Source organism: Piscinibacter sp. HJYY11, assembly GCF_016735515.1.
Taxonomy (GTDB): Bacteria; Pseudomonadota; Gammaproteobacteria; order Burkholderiales; family Burkholderiaceae_C; genus Rhizobacter.
Genome location: NZ_JAERQZ010000001.1, coordinates 816,716 through 836,156, shown reverse-complemented (window position 1 = coordinate 836,156; position 19,441 = coordinate 816,716). Strand labels below are relative to the sequence as shown.

General features: G+C 66.9%; 16 protein-coding genes and 1 tRNA gene. 12 read left to right on the top strand and 5 right to left on the bottom strand.

Annotated elements, in window-relative coordinates:
* The first annotated feature begins 37 nt into the window (after window positions 1–37).
* The 3 genes from JI745_RS03765 (at window position 38) to JI745_RS03755 (ending at window position 2,566) form a co-directional block, all read left to right on the top strand.
* Window positions 38–1,705, top strand: a complete 1,668-nt coding sequence (locus JI745_RS03765; RefSeq protein ID WP_201812321.1) for an ExeA family protein — start codon at window positions 38–40, stop codon at window positions 1,703–1,705.
* A gap of 10 nt (window positions 1,706–1,715) precedes the next feature.
* Complete coding sequence (locus JI745_RS03760; protein WP_201803865.1) at window positions 1,716–2,420, top strand: general secretion pathway protein GspB; 705 nt, start codon at window positions 1,716–1,718, stop codon at window positions 2,418–2,420.
* A 54-nt stretch (window positions 2,421–2,474) separates the two neighbouring features.
* A tRNA-Leu gene (locus JI745_RS03755) sits at window positions 2,475–2,566 on the top strand.
* Window positions 2,567–2,583: 17 nt separating this feature from the next.
* Here JI745_RS03755 and JI745_RS03750 read toward each other — a convergent pair.
* The 3 genes from JI745_RS03750 to murI are packed head-to-tail and all read right to left on the bottom strand — an operon-like array spanning window position 2,584 to window position 6,064.
* Entirely contained in the window at window positions 2,584–3,804 is a 1,221-nt protein-coding gene (locus JI745_RS03750) for a DEAD/DEAH box helicase (protein ID WP_201803863.1), read from the bottom strand.
* Between the two features lie 8 nt (window positions 3,805–3,812).
* A complete protein-coding gene (dbpA, locus tag JI745_RS03745; protein WP_201803862.1) occupies window positions 3,813–5,204 on the bottom strand; it encodes an ATP-dependent RNA helicase DbpA in 1,392 nt (463 codons plus the stop codon).
* A gap of 59 nt (window positions 5,205–5,263) precedes the next feature.
* The gene (murI, locus tag JI745_RS03740; RefSeq protein ID WP_201803860.1) at window positions 5,264–6,064 is read right to left on the bottom strand and encodes a glutamate racemase; all 801 of its coding nucleotides are present in this window, start codon (window positions 6,062–6,064) and stop codon (window positions 5,264–5,266) included.
* 162 nt (window positions 6,065–6,226) lie between these two features.
* Here murI and JI745_RS03735 point away from each other — a divergent pair, with 162 nt between their 5' ends.
* The 4 genes from JI745_RS03735 to JI745_RS03720 all read left to right on the top strand — a co-directional run bounded on the left by JI745_RS03735 (window position 6,227) and on the right by JI745_RS03720 (window position 10,802).
* Window positions 6,227–6,988, top strand: a complete 762-nt coding sequence (locus JI745_RS03735) for an electron transfer flavoprotein subunit beta/FixA family protein (protein ID WP_201803858.1) — start codon at window positions 6,227–6,229, stop codon at window positions 6,986–6,988.
* Between the two features lie 20 nt (window positions 6,989–7,008).
* A complete protein-coding gene (locus JI745_RS03730; RefSeq protein ID WP_201803856.1) occupies window positions 7,009–7,941 on the top strand; it encodes an electron transfer flavoprotein subunit alpha/FixB family protein in 933 nt (310 codons plus the stop codon).
* 92 nt (window positions 7,942–8,033) lie between these two features.
* Window positions 8,034–9,827, top strand: a complete 1,794-nt coding sequence (locus tag JI745_RS03725; protein WP_201803855.1) for an acyl-CoA dehydrogenase — start codon at window positions 8,034–8,036, stop codon at window positions 9,825–9,827.
* Between the two features lie 18 nt (window positions 9,828–9,845).
* Window positions 9,846–10,802 (top strand): nitronate monooxygenase family protein, encoded by a 957-nt coding sequence (locus JI745_RS03720; RefSeq protein WP_201803853.1) that lies wholly within the window; start codon window positions 9,846–9,848, stop codon window positions 10,800–10,802.
* Here the strand turns inward: JI745_RS03720 and JI745_RS03715 are convergent, their stop codons facing one another.
* The gene (locus JI745_RS03715) at window positions 10,803–11,114 is read right to left on the bottom strand and encodes a hypothetical protein (protein WP_201803851.1); all 312 of its coding nucleotides are present in this window, start codon (window positions 11,112–11,114) and stop codon (window positions 10,803–10,805) included.
* A gap of 231 nt (window positions 11,115–11,345) precedes the next feature.
* On the opposite strand from JI745_RS03715, the gene JI745_RS03710 reads away from it, so the two are divergent.
* The 5 genes from JI745_RS03710 (at window position 11,346) to JI745_RS03690 (ending at window position 18,672) form a co-directional block, all read left to right on the top strand.
* Window positions 11,346–14,204: a 2-oxoglutarate dehydrogenase E1 component gene (locus tag JI745_RS03710; RefSeq protein ID WP_201812320.1), complete on the top strand. Its 2,859-nt coding sequence runs from the start codon at window positions 11,346–11,348 to the stop codon at window positions 14,202–14,204.
* Between the two features lie 114 nt (window positions 14,205–14,318).
* A complete protein-coding gene (odhB, locus tag JI745_RS03705; protein ID WP_201803850.1) occupies window positions 14,319–15,587 on the top strand; it encodes a 2-oxoglutarate dehydrogenase complex dihydrolipoyllysine-residue succinyltransferase in 1,269 nt (422 codons plus the stop codon).
* A gap of 10 nt (window positions 15,588–15,597) precedes the next feature.
* On the top strand, window positions 15,598–17,025 hold the full coding sequence (gene lpdA, locus JI745_RS03700; RefSeq protein WP_201803849.1) for a dihydrolipoyl dehydrogenase: 1,428 nt from the start codon (window positions 15,598–15,600) through the stop codon (window positions 17,023–17,025).
* A 1-nt stretch (window position 17,026) separates the two neighbouring features.
* Window positions 17,027–18,127, top strand: a complete 1,101-nt coding sequence (gene zapE / locus JI745_RS03695; RefSeq protein WP_201803848.1) for a cell division protein ZapE — start codon at window positions 17,027–17,029, stop codon at window positions 18,125–18,127.
* Window positions 18,124–18,672: a hypothetical protein gene (locus JI745_RS03690; protein WP_201803847.1), complete on the top strand. Its 549-nt coding sequence runs from the start codon at window positions 18,124–18,126 to the stop codon at window positions 18,670–18,672. The genes zapE and JI745_RS03690 overlap by 4 nt, the downstream gene beginning before the upstream one ends.
* Before the next feature lie 4 nt (window positions 18,673–18,676).
* On the opposite strand, the gene JI745_RS03685 is transcribed toward JI745_RS03690, so the two are convergent.
* Entirely contained in the window at window positions 18,677–19,441 is a 765-nt protein-coding gene (locus JI745_RS03685) for a PP2C family serine/threonine-protein phosphatase (RefSeq protein ID WP_201803846.1), read from the bottom strand.

The following is a 19,441-nucleotide window of genomic DNA, read 5'->3' as shown; positions in this document are numbered from 1 at the left end:
CCGCAGGGCCATCGTGGGCGATAGACTCGCGGCCACGATGTACGCCAAATTCTTCGGCCTGCGGCAGGAGCCGTTCTCCATCGCCCCGGATCCGCGCTACCTCTTCATGAGCGAGCGGCACCGAGAGGCGCTGGCGCACCTGCTTTACGGGCTGCGCGGGGGTGGGGGCTTCGTGCTGCTCACCGGCGAGATCGGCGCCGGCAAGACCACGGTGTGCCGCTGCTTCCTGGAGCAGATTCCGAAGCGCTGCAACGTCGCCTACATCTTCAACCCCAAGCTGACGGTCATCGAGCTGCTGCGCACCGTCTGCGAGGAATTCCGCATCCCGCTCGATGCGGACCGCGTCCGCACCGAGAGCGTCAAGGAATACCTGGACCCCATCAACGAGTTCCTGCTCAAGACCCATGCGGTCGGGCAGAACAACGTGCTGATCATCGACGAGGCACAGAACCTCTCGTCCGAAGTGCTGGAGCAGCTGCGCCTGCTGACCAACCTCGAGACCAGCGAGCGCAAGCTGTTGCAGATCATCCTCATCGGCCAGCCCGAGCTGCGCGACATGCTGGCCCGGCCCGAACTCGAGCAGCTCGCGCAGCGCGTGATTGCCCGCTACCACCTGAAGGCGCTGAGCGAGAGCGAGACGGTGCAGTACATCCGGCACCGCCTGGGCGTGGCGGGCCTGAGTGGGGTGGTGCCGTTCGACCGGGCGGCACGAAAGCGCATCCACGAGTTGTCCCGCGGCGTGCCGCGCCGCATCAACCTGCTGTGCGACCGTTCGTTGCTCGGTGCCTACGCCGAGGGGCGCTCGCGGGTGACCCGCGAAATGGTCGACCACGCCGCGGTTGAAGTCTTCGGCGAGGCCGAGCGGCCGATCGCGGCCGCCGTGAGTGGCTTCAACCGCAAGCCGGTGTACGCCGCAGTGGCGGGCTTGCTGGCGGGTGTGTTGCTGTTCGGCCTGGTGAGTTGGGTGAGGGACGACGGCTCGAGCAGGTCGGCCGCGGCCATGGCCGCATCGGCGGTGCCGTCCAAGGCCGCGGTGGCTGCCCCCGTGGCCTCACGCCCGGCGACGCCCGCCTCGGCGGTGAAAGCGGTCGCCACGCTCGCCCTGGATGCCGGCCTGCGCAGCGAGACCCAGGCCATCCGCGAGCTGGCCGCCGCGTGGAAGGTGCCGCTCGCCGAGACCGACCCCTGCGGCACCGCTGCACGCCAGCAACTTCAGTGCTTCAAGAGCGACGATGGCGGGCTGGCGATGCTGCGGGCGCTCGATCGGCCGGGCGTGCTGACCGTGTATGACGACGCCGGCAAACCGGTCTACCTGCAGCTGGTGTCCCTCGGCACCGACAGCGCAACGCTGCGTGGCGCCGGCGGGGCGACCCAGACGGTGCTGCTCTCGGCGCTTGCGAAATCGTGGCGTGGCGAATTTGCGACCTTGTGGCGCACACCGCCGGCCTACATCGGCCGGGTGCCGATCGGCCAGAACGGGCCGGTCGTGGACTGGGTGGCCCAGCAGGTCGCGCGTGCTCAGGGCGAAGCGCTGCCGTCAACACCGGGCACGCTGGATGCCGCGTTGCAGGAGCGCATTGCCAACTTCCAGCTGGCGCGTGGCCTCAAACCCGATGGGCGGGTGGGGCCGATCACGCTGATGCACCTCAACCGTGTCGCGGGCGTGGACGAGCCGCGTCTGCTGCCCATCGTGGCGTCGAACTGAAAGGCGGGCGATGTCGTACATCCTTGATGCGCTGCGCAGGGCCGATTCCGAGCGGGAGCGCGGCGCCGTGCCCAGCCTGCACAGCAAGCAGATCGCGGCCGGCGTGGCCGAGGCCGATGACGGCGACGAGAGCCCGAGCGGTTCGGTGCAGCCCTTGTGGTGGGCGGTCGGTGGCTTGTCGCTGGCCCTGGTGGGCATGGCGGCCTGGCTGATGCTCGGGCGCTCGACGCCTGAGCCTGCGCCCGTTGCGCCAGCGGTGGCCGCAGCGCCGGTGCTGCCCCCGCCAGCGGTCACGGTTCAGCCGCCCCCTGTCTCCGCACCGGAAGCGCCACCGCAGGCAGCACCCGTGATGCCGCCGCCGCCGGTCGAACGCCGGAGCGCGCCCGTTGCGCCGCCGGCACCTGCGCCGGCGCGTGTCGCCACGGCCCCCAGGCCGACCGCGAAACCGGCCGAGGCGGTGGCCGCTGCGCCTCGTGATGAAGAAACGCCGGTGCCGTCGATCTCCGAGCTTCCCGATGACATCCGTCGCCAGTTGCCCACGCTTTCGGTCAGCGGCGCGAGCTATTCCAAGAACCCGGCGAGCCGCATGCTCATCCTCAACGGGCAAGTCTTCAAGGAAGGCGACAAGGTGGCCAACGACCTGGTGCTGGAGCAGATCCGCCTGAAGAGCGCCGTGCTGTCGTTCAAGGGGCGGCGCTACAGCGTCAGTTTCTGAACGGGGCTTTGGCGCGCGTCGATAATCCGCGCCCTGCCTGGTGATTCGGGCCTCGCCTGGGTGGTGAAATCGGTAGACACAGCGGACTTAAAATCCGCCGCTTCTCGAAAGAGGGCGTACGGGTTCGATGCCCGTCCCAGGCACCACATCGCGAGCGGCTCGATCAGCGCAGCCCGGCGGCCCTGAGCTTGTCTTTCTTGCTCGGCCTCTTGCCCTTGACGCCCCCTGTCGCCGCACCGGGCACTGCCGTCTCAGTCGGCTCATAGCCTTCGATCCGTTCGCGCGGCACTCGGCGGCTTTGCCGCTTCTCGATGAGGCGGAAATGCGCTTCGTCCTGGGCCCCGATGAAACTCACCGCCAACCCCTGGGCACCGGCGCGCGCCGTGCGGCCGATGCGGTGCACGTAGTCCGTGGCCGAGCGCGGCAGGTCGTAGTTCACGACGACGGGCAATTGCGAGATGTCAATGCCGCGTGCGCCCAGGTCGGTGGCGACCAGCACCTGCAGCTGGCCGGCCTTGAAGTCGGCGAGCACCCTTGTGCGCGCACCCTGGCTCGCGTCGCCATGGAAGGCCGCGGCCGGGATGCCGGCCTTGCACAGCTTGTCGGCCACGTGGTCGCAGGCATAGCGGGTTGCCACGAAGACCAGCGCGCGCGACCACGCGCCTTTTTCGATCAGGTGGCGCAGCAGGGGCGTTCGCCGCGCAGCGTCGACCTCGATCGCGTGCTCTTCGATCCTGGCAGGCACCTCCGGCTCGCGGGCGATGTCGACGCGGACCGGGTCGCGCAACAGGCCATCTGCCAAAGCCTGCACGGCAGCGGGGAAGGTGGCCGAGAACAGCAGGTTCTGCCGTGCCGTTGGCAGCAGCGCAAGCACGCGTTGGAGCTCATCCGAAAAGCCGGCCTCGAGCAGCCGATCAGCTTCGTCGAGCACGAGGCAGCGCACGCTGGTCAGGTTGAGTGCGTTCTGCGCGACCACGTCGAGCAGGCGTCCGGGTGTGGCGACGACCACATCGGCGCCGCCCCGCAAGGCCATCATCTGCGGGTTGATCGAGACGCCGCCGTACAGGATGGACACCTTCACCGGCTCGGCCAGGAAACGCGCGATCTCGCGCATCGATTCACCGACCTGTGCCGCGAGTTCACGGGTGGGCACGAGCACGAGCGCCTGGGTGCGCCGGGGTCTGGCCACGGCTTCGATGCCCTGAAGTACGGGCAACACGAACGCGGCCGTCTTGCCCGAGCCGGTCTCCGCCGAGGCCTGCAGATCGCGCCCGGCCAAGGCCACCGGGATGGCCGCAGCCTGGATGGGCGTGGGCGCTTCATAGCCCAATTCCCCCACCGCACGCAGCAGCGCGTGCGAGAGGCCCAGCGAGGCGAATGTCATGAAGCTGCTCACAGCCGTCTCGCCTTCACCGACTTGCCCTTCACCTTGCCGGCGTTGAGGCCGCGCAGTGCCTGGTCGGCGATGCTGCGCTCCACGGCCACATAGGTGGAGAACTCGTTGACGTTGATCTTGCCGATCTGTGCGCCTTCCAGACCGAGGTCTTTGGTGAGCGCTCCCAGCACGTCGCCCGGGCGGATCTTTTCCTTGCGGCCACCGAGGATCTGCAGCGTCACCATCGGCGGGCGCAGCGGCTTTGCGTCGGCCGGCGCGGTGAGCTCGCTCAACGGGTGCCAGGCGCTCGGGCTGCCCTGCATTTCGTCGATGCGGCCCACGCGCCCCATCTCGTCCATGCTGGCGAGGCTGAAGGCCCAGCCGGCTTCGTCGGCGCGCCCCGTGCGGCCGACGCGGTGCGTGTGCACCTCGGGGTCGGGCGTGATGTCGACGTTGATCACGGCTTCGAGCTGGGCAATGTCGAGTCCGCGCGCGGCCACGTCGGTGGCCACGAGCACGCTGCAGCTGCGGTTGGCAAACTGCACCAGCACCTGGTCGCGCTCGCGCTGCTCCAGGTCTCCGTGAAGTTCCAGCGCCACGATGCCTTGGGCCTGCAGGATGGCGACGAGGTCGCGGCATTGCTGCTTGGTGTTGCAGAAGGCGAGCGTGCTGGCGGGCCGGAAGTGGTTCAACAGCAGGCCCACCGCATGCAGACGCTCGCTTTCCTTCACCTCGTAGAAACGCTGGCGGATCTTGGTGTCGGCATGGCGCTCGGCGAGCTTCACCTCCTGCGGCTCGCGCATGAAGCGTGCGGCGAGTTGGGCCACGCCGTCGGGATAGGTGGCCGAGAACAGCAGGGTCTGGCGCCTCTTCGGGCAGGCGGCGATCACCTGTGCGATGTCGTCGGCGAAACCCATGTCGAGCATGCGATCGGCTTCGTCGAGCACCAGTGTGTTCAGCGCGTCCAGCGACAGCGTCTCGCGCGACAGGTGGTCGAGGATGCGGCCCGGCGTGCCGACCACGATGTGCGCCCCGTGGGCCAGGCTTGCCAACTGGTTGCGGACCGGCGCGCCGCCGCAGAGGGTGAGCGTCTTGATGTTGTCTTCAGCCCGTGCGAGGCGGCGGATCTCCTGCGTGACCTGTTCGGCGAGCTCGCGTGTCGGACACAGCACGAGTGCCTGCACGGCGAAGCGGCGTGGGTTCAGGTTTGCGAGCAGCGGCAGGGCGAACGCGGCGGTCTTGCCGCTGCCGGTCTTGGCCTGGGCGATCAGGTCCTTGCCGGCCAGTGCGAGGGGCAGGCTCGCGGCCTGGATCGGCGTCATCGAGGCGTAGCCCAGCTGTTGCAGGTTGGCCTGCGTCGCGGGAGGCAGGGGCAGGCTGCCGAAGGAGAGGGCATCGGTACGGGTCATGCGTGATTGTCGGCTGCGGCCGGGCCGACCTCAGCGCACTGGTCGTGCCCTTCGGCCGTTCAGAGGCCGGGTGCGTGCGCCACCTGGCATTCGAAGGGCAGCCAGCGCCCGGCGAGCTCCTGCAGGCGGGCTGCTTCGCCGGTGGTTTGCAGGCACACGCGGCGGGGCACCGCGGATGTCGGCTGCACAACGTTCAACAGGCGGGCGGCCTGGCGGGCCACCGGCTCGGCGGTGTCGACCAGCGTGACCCCATTGCCGAAGGCCTGCTGGATCTGCGCGTGCACGAACGGGTAGTGCGTGCAGCCGAGCACGACGGTGTCCACCTCGGCCTCTTTCAGCGGCGCGCTGAACTGGTCGATCAACCGGAGGAGCGCCGGGTCGTCGTGGATGCCTCGTTCGATCTGGCCGGCGAGGCCCGGGCACGGCTGCAGGTGCACGCAGAGGCCGGCACCGTGGGCGCTGAGCAGGTGCTTGAACTTCTCGCTGCGCAGCGTGGCGGGCGTGGCCATCACGCCGATGCGCCCATTGCGCGTGAGCGCGACGGCGGGCTTCACCCCCGGCTCGACGGCCACGATGGGCACCTGCGGCCAGCGCTCGCGCAGGCTCGCCACGGCCACCGCCGTGGCCGTGTTGCAGGCGATGACGAGGAGGCTGGCGCCTTCGGCAAGCAGGTGACTCGCGATGCGGTGGGTGCGTTGGCTGATGTACTCGTCGGTGCGCTCGCCATAGGGCGCATGGGCCGAGTCGGCCACGTAGAGCAGGTCGTGCGCGGGCAGCTGCGAATGCAGGGCCTTCAGCACCGACAGGCCGCCTACCCCGGAATCGAACACGCCGACAAGTGGGGTCCGGGTGGGGTTCATGGGGCGCGCAGTCTAGCAGTGCGAGACGAATGCACGTTTGCGGCGGCGCGCAATCATGAGACAATCACGAAAGCGAACGATCGTTCGTTTTTTTGCCGGGTCCTGCAAAGGGACGGCGGGAAAGCGGATTCCCCGTCTTCAATGTCCTAGGAGATACGTGCGATGAAAGTGCTGGTAGCCGTCAAGCGAGTGGTGGACTACAACGTGAAGGTGCGTGTGAAGAGTGACGGCAGCGGTGTGGACATCGCCAACGTCAAGATGAGCATGAACCCCTTCGACGAGATTGCGGTGGAAGAGGCCGTGCGTCTGAAGGAAAAAGGCGTGGTCACCGAAGTGATCGCCGTCTCTGCCGGCCCGGCCCAGTGCCAGGAGACCCTGCGCACCGCGATGGCCATCGGTGCCGACCGCGGCATCCTGGTCGAGACCCTTGATGGTCCAGGAAACGAGCTCCAGCCGCTGGCGGTCGCCAAGATCCTCAAGGCACTCGTCGACAAGGAACAGCCCGGCCTCGTCATCCTCGGCAAGCAGGCCATCGACGACGACTGCAACCAGACCGGCCAGATGCTGGCGGCCCTGGCCGACCTGCCGCAGGCCACCTTTGCGAGCAAGGTCGAGCTCACCGCGGACTCGGCCACCGTCACCCGTGAGGTTGATGGCGGCCTGGAGACCCTGAAGCTCAGCCTGCCGGCCGTCGTCACCACCGACCTGCGCCTGAACGAGCCGCGTTATGTGACGCTGCCCAACATCATGAAGGCCAAGAAGAAGCCGCTGGAGACCGTCAAGCCCGACGCGCTGGGTGTGGACGTCGCCCCGCGCATCAAGACCCTGAAGGTCAGCGAGCCCCCCAAGCGCAGCGCCGGCATCAAGGTGCCCGATGTCGCGACCCTCGTCGACAAGCTCAAGAACGTCTCCAAGGTCATCTAAGGGAAGCAGGAGAACACAACATGACCACGCTCGTCATTGCTGAACACGACAACAAGTCCGTCAAGGGTGCGACCCTGAACACCGTCACCGCTGCCGCCGCCATCGGGGGCGACGTGCACGTGCTCATCGCCGGCAACAGCGCCGGTGACGCCGCCAAGGCCGCCAGCCAGATCGCCGGTGTGGCCAAGGTGATCCACGCCGACGGCGCCCAGCTCGACCACGGCCTGGCCGAGAACGTCGCCGCCCAGGTCTTGACCATCGCCGGCCACTACAGCCACATCCTCTTCCCGGCCACTGCCAGCGGCAAGAACGTTGCCCCGCGCGTGGCCGCCAAGCTCGACGTCGGCCAGATCAGCGACATCACCAAGGTGGTGAGCCCGGACACCTTCGAGCGTCCGATCTACGCCGGCAACGCGATTGCCACCGTGCAGAGCGCCGACAAGGTGAAGGTGATCACCGTGCGCACCACCGGCTTCGACGCCGCGGCCGCCACCGGTGGCAGCGCCGCCGTCGAGACGGCAACCGCAGCCGCCGACTCCGGCAAGAGCAGCTTCCAGGGCAGCGAGATCGCCAAGAACGACCGCCCCGAACTGACCGCCGCCAAGATCATCGTCTCCGGTGGCCGCGCGCTCGGCTCGAGCGAGAAGTTCGTCGAGGTGATGACCCCGCTGGCCGACAAGCTGGGCGCGGCCATCGGTGCCAGCCGGGCTGCGGTGGATGCGGGCTACGCGCCCAACGACCTGCAGGTCGGCCAGACCGGCAAGATCGTCGCGCCGCAGCTGTACATCGCCGCCGGCATCTCGGGGGCCATCCAGCACCTGGCCGGCATGAAGGACAGCAAGGTGATCGTGGCCATCAACAAAGACCCCGAGGCGCCGATCTTCTCGGTGGCTGACTACAGTCTCGAAGCCGACCTCTTCACCGCCGTGCCCGAGCTGGTGAAGGCGCTCTGACCCACCACACGACGACGACAGCAGGCCCGTTCGCCCCAACCAGGCTGACGGGCTTTTTCTTGCCTACATAGAGAAGTATCGAAGGAGATGCCATGAGCTACGTTGCCCCCGTGAAGGACATGCTGTTCTGCATGAAGGAGCTGGCAGGTCTGGAAGAAGTCGCGAAGTTGCCGGGCTTCGAAGAGGCTGGGATGGAGACCGCACAAGCGGTGCTCGAAGAATCGGCCAAGTTCAACCAGGACGTGCTCGCGCCCCTCAACTTCGAGGGCGACAAGAACCCGTCGTACTGGAAGGACGGCCAGGTCTTCACCACGCCGGGCTTCAAGGATGCGTTCCGCCAGCTCGCCGAGGGCGGCTGGCAAGGCCTGCAGCACCCGACCGACTTCGGCGGCCAGGGCCTGCCCAAGACCATCGGGGCAGCCTGCATCGAGATGCTCAACAGCGCCAACATGAGCTTCGCGCTGTGCCCGCTGCTCACCGACGGCGCGATCGAAGCGCTGCTCACCGCCGGCTCGCCCGAGCTGCAGCAGACCTACCTGCCCAACATGATCTCGGGCAAGTGGACCGGCACGATGAACCTCACCGAGCCGCAGGCCGGCTCCGACCTCGCGCTCGTGCGCACGCGCGCCGAGCCGCAGCCCGACGGCACCTACAAGATCTTCGGCACCAAGATCTTCATCACCTACGGTGAGCACGACATGGCCGAGAACATCGTCCACCTCGTGCTGGCGCGCGTGGCCGGTGCGCCGGAAGGCGTGAAGGGCATCAGCCTCTTCGTCGTGCCGAAGTTCCTGGTCAACGCCGATGGCTCGCTGGGCGCGCGCAACGATGCGCACTGCGTCAGCATCGAGCACAAGATGGGCATCAAGGCCAGCCCGACGGCGGTGCTGCAGTTCGGCGACCACGGCGGCGCGATCGGCTACCTCGTGGGCCAGGAGAACCGCGGCCTCGAGTACATGTTCATCATGATGAACGCCGCGCGCTACGCGGTGGGCATCCAGGGCATCGCAGTGGCCGAGCGGGCCTACCAGAAGGCAGTGGCCTATGCGAAAGAGCGCGTGCAGTCGCGCCCGGTCGATGGCTCCATCAACAAGAGCGCGCCCATCATTCACCACCCCGACGTGAAACGCATGCTGATGACGATGCGTGCGCAGATCGAAGGGTGCCGCGCGATGGCCATCACGGCCGGTGCGGCCTATGACGCGGCCCATGCGCACCCCGATGCCGAAGTGCGCAAGCAGAACCAGGCCTTCTACGAGTTCATGGTGCCGCTGGTGAAGGGCTTCAGCACCGAGATGAGTCTCGAGGTCACCAGCCTCGGCGTGCAGGTGCACGGTGGCATGGGCTTCATCGAGGAGACCGGCGCCGCGCAGTACTACCGCGACGCGAAGATCCTCACCATCTACGAAGGCACGACCGCGATCCAGGCGAACGACCTCGTCGGCCGCAAGACCGCGCGTGACGGCGGCCAGACCGCCAAGGCCATCGCGCAGCAGATCGCGAAGACCGAAGCCGAGCTGGCCAAGCGCGACGGCGCCGCCGCCCGCGCGGTGCACAAGCGCCTGAGCGCGGCCCGCGTGGCTTTCGAGCAGGTGGTCGACTTCGTGGCCGGTGGCACCAAGGGCAACCCGAACGCGGTGTTCGCCGGCTCGGTGCCCTACCTGATGCTTGCCGGCAATGTGATGGCGGGGTGGCAACTGGGCCGTGCGCTGCTGGCCGCTGAATCGCAGCTCAAGGCCGGCGAGGGCGATGCCGCTTTCCTGCAAGCTAAGGTGACGACGGCGCAGTTCTACGCCGAGCACATCCTGAGCCGTGTGCCGGGCCAGCGCGATGCGATCGTCGAGGGTGCCGACAGCGTCACGGCACTCGCCCTCGAATCCTTCTGAGAACTTTCGGAGACTCCCTTGGCCTTGCCACCCATCCTTCAGAACCTGCCGCTGCCCATCATCGGCTCGCCGCTGTTCATCATCAGCAATCCCAAGCTCGTGATCGAGCAGTGCAAGGCAGGCGTCATTGGCTCGATGCCCGCGCTCAATGCACGCCCTGCGGAGCTGCTGGACGAGTGGCTGGCAGAGATCACCGAGACACTCGCGGCCTACAACAAGGCCAACCCGGACAAGCCGGCCGCGCCGTTCGCCATCAACCAGATCGTGCACAAGAGCAACGACCGGCTCGAGCACGACATGCAGCTGTGCGCCAAGTACAAGGTGCCCATCGTCATCACCTCGCTGGGCGCGCGTGAGGACGTGAACCAGGCGGTGCACGGCTGGGGCGGCGTGGTGCTGCACGACATCATCAACAACAAGTTCGCGCACAAGGCGATCGAGAAGGGCGCCGATGGCCTGATCGCCGTGGCGGCCGGGGCTGGGGGGCATGCGGGTGTGAAGAGCCCGTTCGCGCTGATCCAGGAGATCCGCGAGTGGTTCGACGGTCCGCTGGCCTTGAGCGGCTCGATCGCCAACGGTGCCGCCGTGCTCGCGGCCCAAGCGATGGGCGCCGACTTCGCCTACATCGGCACGGCCTTCATCGCCACCGAAGAGGCGCGCGCCGACGAGCGCTACAAGCAGTCGATCGTCGACGGCACGTCCGACGACATCGTCTACAGCAACCTCTTCACCGGCGTGCACGGCAACTACCTGGCGCCGTCGATCCGCAACGCCGGCCTCGACCCCGACAACCTGCCGACGAGCGACGCCAGTGCCATGAGCTTCGGTTCCAACCGCGTGAAGCCGTGGAAAGACATCTGGGGTTCAGGGCAGGGGATCGGCGCGGTGAAGAAGGTGCTGCCGGCGCGTGAACTGGTGCAGCGTCTGGCCAGCGAATACGCCGCCGCCCGCGAGCGGCTCGCAGCGATCGCCTGATCAGCCGGCGTCGACCGACAGGCTGCAGTCGCAGCCTTGGCCCGCGGCGATCAAGCGCCGCGCGGCCCGGCCCAGCACCTGGGCCATCCATCGCACCTTGATGTAGCGCTGCGGCTCGCTCACCACGCCGCAGCGGTACACCCGTTCACTTTCCATCCACACCAGCGCGGCGCAGCTGCCATGCCGTCGCCGGCTCACGAGCATGCCGACAGGGCAGGGCTCGGCCGCGCAGCACACCCCACAGCCATTGCAGGCTTCGCCGATTGCCGGTTTGGCGGGCGCTTCGGGCTGGATGTGGATCACGCGGTGCATGCGAGTGTGAGATTTATCCCTGTTGTCATCGTATGAAGCGCCGGGGAGTCCAATGCGGCGAAGTGACAGTGGTTCCAAGCCGGTGTTACAGTCGCGCCCAGACTTTTCAGGTCCTTCCCGTCCCCTTGATGTCAGTCAAGGCGGGTCGCAATCCGCCAGTCGGTTAAGCCGTGTCGCGGAAGGTTTATCAACCCACTACAGCCCCGGAAACCGGAGCGAAAGGTGAGCGAAATGATGCAGGAATACAGGTCGAACTCGTACCTGTTCGGAGGCAATGCGCCCTACGTCGAAGAGATGTACGAGGCCTACCTCGACAACCCGGGCTCCGTGCCCGACAACTGGCGTGCGTACTTCGACGCCCTCCAGAACGTCCCTGCGACCGATGGCACCGAGGCCCGCGACGTGGCCCACGCGCCGGTGGTGGAATCATTCGCTCAACGCGCCAAGGCCAACGCCTTCGCCGTCAAGACGAGCAGCACCGAGCTGGCCGTCGCACGCAAGCAGGTCCACGTCCAGTCGCTGATCGCCGCCTACCGCTCGATCGGCGCCCGCTGGGCCGACCTCGACCCGCTCAAGCGCCAGGAGCGCCCCAAGATCCCCGAGCTGGAGCCGGCGTTCTACGACCTGAGCGAGTCCGACATGGACATCACGTTCAGCGCGACGAACACCTACTTCACCACCGCCGAGCAGCAGACGCTGCGCGAGATCCTCCAGGCGCTGCGTGAAACCTATTGCGGCAGCATCGGCGCCGAGTTCATGCACATCACCGAGCCGGTGGAAAAGCGCTGGTGGCAGCAGAGGCTCGAGTCGATCCGCTCGAAGCCGAACTTCACGGCCGACGAGAAGAAGAACATCCTCGAGAAGCTCACGGCCGCCGAAGGCCTGGAGCGTTACCTCCACACCAAGTACGTCGGTCAGAAGCGCTTCTCGCTGGAAGGCGGCGAGAGCTTCATCGCCTCGATGGACGAAGTGGTGCAGCGCTCGGGCGTCAAGGGCGTGCAGGAGATCGTGATCGGCATGGCCCACCGCGGCCGCCTGAACGTGCTGGTCAACACCCTGGGCAAGATGCCCAAGGACTTGTTCGCCGAGTTCGACCACACCGCGCCGGAAAACCTGCCCTCGGGTGACGTGAAGTACCACCAGGGCTTCTCGAGCGACGTGTCGACCGACGGTGGCCCGGTGCACCTGAGCCTCTCGTTCAACCCCTCGCACCTGGAAATCGTGAACCCGGTGGTCGAAGGCTCGGTCAAGGCCCGCCTCGACCGCCGCGGCGACAAGGCCGGCGACACCGTGCTGCCCGTGCTGGTGCACGGCGACGCGGCCTTCGCCGGCCAGGGCGTGGTGATGGAAACGCTGGCGCTCGCGCAGACCCGCGGCTACTACACCGGCGGCACGCTGCACATCGTCATCAACAACCAGATTGGCTTCACCACCAGCGACCCGCGCGACACGCGCTCCACGCTGTATTGCACCGACGTCGTCAAGATGATCGAGGCCCCGGTGCTGCACGTGAACGGCGACGACCCCGAAGCCGTGGTGCTGTGCACCCAGCTCGCGCTCGACTACCGCCAGGAGTTCAACAAGGACGTCGTCGTCGACATCGTCTGCTTCCGCAAGCTGGGCCACAACGAGCAGGACACCCCCTCGCTCACCCAGCCGCTGATGTACAAGAAGATCGGCCAGCACCCCGGCACCCGCAAGCTCTACGGCGACAAGCTCGTCGCCCAGGGTGTGCTGCCGCCCGAGGGGCCGGACGACATGGTCAAGGCCTATCGCGCCGCGATGGACGCCGGCAAGCACACGGTCGACCCGGTGCTCACCAACTACAAGAGCAAGTACGCCGTCGACTGGTCGCCCTTCCTCAACAAGAAGTGGACCGACTCGGCCGACACCGCGCTGCCGCTCACCGAGATCAAGCGTCTTGCCGAGCGCATCACCTCGATCCCGGTCAACTTCAAGCCGCACCCGCTGGTCGAGAAGGTGCTCGCCGACCGTGCCGCGATGGGCCGCGGCGAGATCAACGTCGACTGGGGCATGGCCGAACACTTCGCCTACGCCTCCCTCGTGGCGAGCGGCTACCCCGTGCGCCTGTCGGGCGAAGACTGCGGCCGTGGCACGTTCACGCACCGCCATGCCGTGCTGCACGACCAGAACCGCGAGAAGTGGGACGAAGGCACCTGGACGCCGCTGCAGCACATCGCCGACAACCAGGCTCCGTTCGTCGTCATCGACTCGCTGCTGTCGGAAGAAGCCGTGCTCGGCTTCGAATACGGCTATGCGTCTGCCGACCCCAACACCCTCGTGATCTGGGAAGCGCAGTTCGGTGACTTCGTGAACGGTGCGCAGGTCGTGATCGACCAGTTCATCGCGTCCGGCGAAGTGAAATGGGGCCGTGCCAACGGCCTCACGCTGATGCTGCCGCACGGCTACGAGGGCCAAGGCCCCGAGCACTCGTCCGCCCGTCTCGAGCGTTTCATGCAGCTGGCGGCCGACAACAACATGCAGATCGTGCAGCCGACCACGGCCAGCCAGATCTTCCACCTGCTTCGCCGGCAGATGGTGCGCATGTTCCGCAAGCCCCTCGTGATCATGACGCCCAAGTCGCTCCTGCGCGCCAAGGATGCGTCGTCGCCGCTGAGCGAATTCACCAAGGGTGAATTCCGCACCGTCATCGGGCCGAACCACCCGGAGATCGACCCGCAGAAGGTCAAGCGCATCATCGCCTGCTCGGGCAAGGTCGCCTACGACCTGATGAAGAAGCGCGACGAGAAGAAGTCCTTCGACACCGTGATCCTGCGCGTGGAGCAGCTGTACCCGTTCCCGCACAAGGCCTTCGCCGCCGAGCTGAAGAAGTTCCCGAACGCGACCGAGGTGGTGTGGTGCCAGGACGAGCCACAGAACCAGGGCGCCTGGTTCTTCGTGCAGCACTACATCCACGAGAACATGGCCGAAGGCCAGAAGCTTGGTTACGCCGGCCGCCCGGCCTCGGCCTCGCCGGCCGTGGGCTACTCGCACCTGCACCAGGAACAGCAGAAGGCGCTGCTGGATCAGGCATTCGGCAAGCTCAAGGGCTTCGTCCTCACGAAATAAGGTATTGCGGCACGTCTGCCGCAATAACCTGCGCCGTTCGAAAGGCGTCTTCGACGCCTCTCAACGCCGCGGTTGTCGCAGCGAGTGCTCTAACGACAGCATCGAGACACAAAAATGGCAATCGTAGAAGTCAAGGTTCCGCAGCTTTCCGAATCCGTCGCCGAAGCGACGCTGCTGCAGTGGAAGAAGAAGCCCGGCGACGCCGTGGCCGTGGATGAAATCCTCATCGAGATCGAGACCGACAAGGTCGTGCTCGAAGTGCCGGCACCGTCGGCCGGCGTGATGGGTGAAATCGTCAAGGGTGATGGCTCCAGCGTCGTGAGCGACGAAGTCATCGCCAAGATCGACACCGATGGCAAGCCTGGTGCCGCTGCGCCTGCTGCGGCCGCGCCTGCGCCCGCTGCAGTAGCTCCCGCGCCGGCCGCGGCAGCGCCCGCCGCCGGCGGCAGCAAGGGCGACGTGGCCATGCCGGCCGCTGCCAAGCTGCTGGCTGACAACAACCTCGCGGTCAGCGCCGTCGCCGGCACCGGCAAGGACGGCCGTGTGACCAAGGGCGACGTGCTGGGCGCGATCGCCGGGGGTGCCAAGCCCGCGGCCGCCGCACCCGTGAGCGCACCGGTGAATGCCGCTGTCGCCAAGCCGCTGCCCGCCGTGACCGCACCTGTCGCGATGAATCTCGGCGACCGCCCCGAGCAGCGCGTGCCGATGAGCCGCCTGCGCGCGCGCGTGGCCGAGCGCCTGGTGCAGTCGCAATCGACCAACGCCATCCTCACCACGTTCAATGAAGTGAACATGGCCCCGGTGATGGAGATGCGCAAGAAGTTCCAGGAGAAGTTCGAGAAGGAGCACGGCGTGAAGCTGGGCTTCATGAGCTTCTTCGTGAAGGCGGCCGTGGCTGCGCTCAAGCGCTACCCGGTCGTCAACGCCTCGGTGGACGGCAACGACATCGTCTACCACGGCTACTTCGACATCGGCATCGCGGTCGGCTCGCCGCGCGGCCTGGTGGTGCCCATCCTGCGCAACGCCGACCAGATGACCTTCGCCGAGATCGAGAAGAAGATCGCCGAGTTCGGCAACAAGGCGAAGGAAGGCAAGCTGTCGCTCGAAGAGCTGACCGGCGGCACCTTCTCCATCTCGAACGGCGGCACCTTCGGCTCGATGCTGTCGACCCCGATCATCAACCCGCCTCAGTCGGCAATCCTGGGCGTGCACGCGACCAAGGACCGCGCCGTCGTCGAGAACGGCCAGATCGTCATCCGCCCGATGAACTACCTGGCGATGAGCTACGACCACCGCATCATCGACGGCCGCGAAGCCGTGCTGTCGCTCGTGGCGATGAAGGAAGCGCTGGAAGATCCGGCTCGCCTGCTGTTCGACATCTGAGGACACGACCATGAGCAAATCTTTTGACGTGGTCGTCGTCGGTGGCGGCCCCGGCGGCTACATCGCCGCCATTCGCGCCGCGCAGCTCGGCTTCAATGTCGCCTGCATCGACGAGTGGAAGAACAGCAAGGGCGGCCCCGCACCCGGCGGCACCTGCACGAACGTGGGCTGCATTCCCTCGAAGGCGCTGCTGCAATCGAGCGAGCACTTCGAGCATGCCGGCAAGCATTTCGCCGACCATGGCATCGGCCTGTCGAACCTGAGCATCGACGTCGCCAAGATGCTCGGCCGCAAAGACACCGTCGTGAAGCAGAACAACGACGGCATCCTGTACCTGTTCAAGAAGAACAAGGTGTCGTTCTTCCACGGCCGGGGCTCGTTCGTGAAGGCCGCCGATGTCGGCTACGAGATCAAGGTGGCGGGCGCGGCTGAAGAGAGCCTGACCGCCAAGCACGTGATCCTTGCCACGGGCTCCAATCCGCGTGCACTGCCGGGCGCGGCATTCGACGAAGAGAACATCCTCTCCAACGACGGCGCGCTGCGCATCCCCTCGGTGCCGAAGAAGCTGGGCCTCATCGGCGCCGGTGTGATTGGCCTCGAGATGGGCTCGGTGTGGCGTCGCCTCGGTGCCGAGGTGGTCGTGCTGGAAGCGCTGCCTACCTTCCTGGGTGCCGTCGACGAGCAGATTGCCAAGGAAGCGAACAAGGCCTTCGTCAAGCAAGGCTTGAAGATCGAACTGGGCGTGAAGATCAACGAGGTCAAGTCCGGCAAGAAGGGCGTGACCGTGGCGTATGCCAACGCCAAGGGCGAAGCGCAGACGCTGGAAGTCGACAAGCTCATCGTCTCAATCGGCCGTGTGCCGAACACCATCGGCCTGAACGGTGAGGCCGTGGGTCTGAAGCTCGACGAGCGTGGTGCCATCGTGGTCGACGACGACTGCAAGACCAACCTGCCCAACGTCTGGGCCATCGGCGACGTGGTGCGCGGCCCCATGCTCGCGCACAAGGCCGAGGAAGAAGGCGTGGCGGTGGCCGAGCGCATCGCCGGCCAGCATGGGCACGTGAACTTCAACACCATCCCGTGGGTGATCTACACCTCGCCGGAGATCGCGTGGGTGGGCCAGACCGAACAGCAGCTCAAGGCCTCTGGCCGTGCCTACAAGGCCGGCACCTTCCCCTTCACCGCCAATGGTCGCGCGCGGGCCCTGGGCGACACGACGGGCATGGTGAAGTTCCTGGCCGATGCCAAGACCGACGAGATTCTGGGTGTGCACATCGTGGGCCCGATGGCCTCCGAACTCATCTCGGAAGCGGTGGTGGCGATGGAGTTCAAGGCCTCGGCCGAAGACATCGCGCGCATCTGCCACGCGCACCCGTCGTTGAGCGAGGCCACCAAAGAAGCCGCGCTTGCGGTCGACAAGCGCACGCTGAACTTCTGACGTGACGGGCGTTCGAGCGCTCTACGAGCAGACGCTGGCCGAGCGGGGCTACCAGCCCGACCCGGCCCAGCTGCGCGCCATCGATGCGCTCGAACGCTGCGAGCGGGAGTGGGCGGACTACAAGTCCCGCCGCAGCAATGCGATCACCAAGCTGGTGGTCAAGCCGCCCATCCCGCGTGGCGTCTACATGCACGGCGGGGTGGGGCGGGGCAAGAGCTTCCTCATGGATTGCTTCTTCAACGCCGTGCCGCTCACCCGCAAGACCCGCCTGCACTTCCACGAGTTCATGCGCGAGGTGCACCGCGAGCTGGCTGAACTCAAGGGCACGGTCAACCCGCTGCATGAGCTGGGCAAGCGCATCGCGCGGCGCTATCGGCTCATCTGCTTCGACGAGTTCCACGTCGCCGACGTGACCGACGCGATGATCCTGCACCGTTTGCTCGAATCGCTGTTCGAGCACCGCGTGAGCATCGTCACCACTTCCAACTTCGAGCCCGACGGGCTGTACCCGAACGGCCTGCACCGTGACCGCATCCTGCCGGCGATCGAGCTGCTGAAGGAGAAGATGGAGGTGCTGAGCGTGGACAACGGCACCGACTACCGCCGTCGCACGCTTGAGCAGGTCAAGCTGTACCACACGCCGCTCGGGCCCGAAGCCGATGCCGCGATGAGCGAGGCCTTCACCCGCCTTGCCGAGAGCAAGGACGAGCCCCCGGTGCTGCACATCGAGCACCGCGAGTTGCAGGCCCGCCGCAAGGCGGGCGGGGCCGTGTGGTTCGACTTCAAGCAGCTCTGCGGTGGCCCGCGTTCGCAGAACGACTACCTCGAACTGGCAACGCAGTTCCACACGGTGCTGCTGTCAGATGTGCCGCAGATGTCGCCGCGGCTCGCCTCCGAGGCGCGGCGCTTCACGTGGCTGGTCGACGTGCTTTATGACCGTCGTGTGAAGCTCATCATGTCGGCCGCCGTGCCGCCCGAGCAGCTGTACACCGAAGGGCCGTTGGCGCACGAGTTCCCGCGCACCGTGTCGCGCCTCAACGAGATGCAGTCGACTGAATTCCTGTCGCTGGCAAAGCGGGACGTGGACACTTCGCTGACATGAAGGCCGCCGTGTTCTGTCTCGCACTCGCGGCCCTCACGGCTGCCCATGCGGCCGACCGCGAAGACCTCAAGCGCGAGCGCGAGTCCATCGAAGCCGACTACGCTCGCCGCGCCGAGGCCTGCAAGACGCAGTTCGTCGTGACGCCATGCCTCGACAAAGTGCGGATCGAGAAACAGAAGGCCCTGAGCCACGTGGCTGCGCAGGAAAACGCGCTGGACGCGGCCGAGCGCCAGGCGAAGGCGGATGCTCGCAAGAAGCGACTTGCCGACAAGGCGGCTGCGGCGGAAGCCGCTGCATCGGCGCCAGCGCCGGCAGCGTCAAAAGCACGTTCGGCTGCAGCCCGCAAGCCCGCCCAAGCGCGGCAAAAGCCGCAGGTGGACGAGCAAAGCCGCAATGCACGCGAGCAGGAAAAGCGTGCAGATTTCGAGGCCCGCCAACGCGAGATCGAAGCGCACCGAAAGAAGGTGGAAGAGCGCAACGCCGAACGAGCGCGCACGAAGCCAGCGCCGCGGCCCTTGCCGCCACCGGCGAGCGCCGCTGGCTGACGCGTCAGCTCAGCGGGTCGAGGCGCACGAGCGCCAGCGACAGGTTGTCGCCCGATCCACGGGCCCGCTGGCGGGCCTTGCTCACCAGCATCTCGCTCGCTTCACGCGGGGGCAGCGTGTGCACGATCGCGCCCAGTTCCTTGGGCGTGAAGTAGTGCCACAGGCCGTCGCTGCAGGCGAGCATGGTGTCGCCGATTTCCAGGCGGTCGATGTGGTGAAGGGTAAGCGGCGGATCCTGGAAGGTGCCCAGGCACCCGGTCAGCAGGTTGGACTGCGGGTGGGTGTTGGCCTCGTCTTCGGTGATCTGGCCTTCATCGACCAGGCGCTGCACGAACGAGTGGTCGATCGTGCGGCGAACCATGTCGGGCCCGCGGAAGTGGTACACGCGGGAGTCCCCCGCATGGATCATGTCGCACTCGCGAGAAGGGCTGATCAGGAACGCGGTGACCGTGCTGTGCGGCTCTTCCTCGGCCGTGATCGCGGTCAGCTTGATCATCAGGTGCGCTTCCAGCACCAGCTGCTTCAGCAACTCGGACGGGTCGTCCTGGTTGGGGCTGTAGCGATCGAAGAGCTGGCGCGCGGTGAGGATCACCTGGTCAGCGGCCTTGCGGCCTCCGCTCTTGCCGCCCATGCCGTCGGCCAGCACGGCCAGCGCGCAGCCGGGGATCCGGTGATGGGGCAGGATTTCGACCTGGTCCTGCTGGTAGGCGCGGTCGCCGCGGTGAATGCCGGTGGCCGCAGACAGCCGGTAGCCAGGTGGATTGCTCAT

Excerpts from the sequence above, each read along its gene's own strand:
- JI745_RS03710 (WP_201812320.1), top strand. The coding sequence starts at position 11,346 with ATGATGCAGGAATACAGGTCGAACTCGTACCTGTTCGGAGGCAATGCG.
- JI745_RS03735 (WP_201803858.1), top strand. The coding sequence starts at position 6,227 with ATGAAAGTGCTGGTAGCCGTCAAGCGAGTGGTGGACTACAACGTGAAG.
- JI745_RS03725 (WP_201803855.1), top strand. The coding sequence starts at position 8,034 with ATGAGCTACGTTGCCCCCGTGAAGGACATGCTGTTCTGCATGAAGGAG.
- JI745_RS03715 (WP_201803851.1), bottom strand. The coding sequence starts at position 11,114 with ATGCACCGCGTGATCCACATCCAGCCCGAAGCGCCCGCCAAACCGGCA.
- JI745_RS03690 (WP_201803847.1), top strand. The coding sequence starts at position 18,124 with ATGAAGGCCGCCGTGTTCTGTCTCGCACTCGCGGCCCTCACGGCTGCC.
- murI (WP_201803860.1), bottom strand. The coding sequence starts at position 6,064 with ATGAACCCCACCCGGACCCCACTTGTCGGCGTGTTCGATTCCGGGGTA.
- JI745_RS03730 (WP_201803856.1), top strand. The coding sequence starts at position 7,009 with ATGACCACGCTCGTCATTGCTGAACACGACAACAAGTCCGTCAAGGGT.
- JI745_RS03765 (WP_201812321.1), top strand. The coding sequence starts at position 38 with ATGTACGCCAAATTCTTCGGCCTGCGGCAGGAGCCGTTCTCCATCGCC.
- odhB (WP_201803850.1), top strand. The coding sequence starts at position 14,319 with ATGGCAATCGTAGAAGTCAAGGTTCCGCAGCTTTCCGAATCCGTCGCC.
- lpdA (WP_201803849.1), top strand. The coding sequence starts at position 15,598 with ATGAGCAAATCTTTTGACGTGGTCGTCGTCGGTGGCGGCCCCGGCGGC.
- JI745_RS03685 (WP_201803846.1), bottom strand. The coding sequence starts at position 19,441 with ATGAGCAATCCACCTGGCTACCGGCTGTCTGCGGCCACCGGCATTCAC.
- JI745_RS03750 (WP_201803863.1), bottom strand. The coding sequence starts at position 3,804 with ATGACATTCGCCTCGCTGGGCCTCTCGCACGCGCTGCTGCGTGCGGTG.
- JI745_RS03760 (WP_201803865.1), top strand. The coding sequence starts at position 1,716 with ATGTCGTACATCCTTGATGCGCTGCGCAGGGCCGATTCCGAGCGGGAG.
- dbpA (WP_201803862.1), bottom strand. The coding sequence starts at position 5,204 with ATGACCCGTACCGATGCCCTCTCCTTCGGCAGCCTGCCCCTGCCTCCC.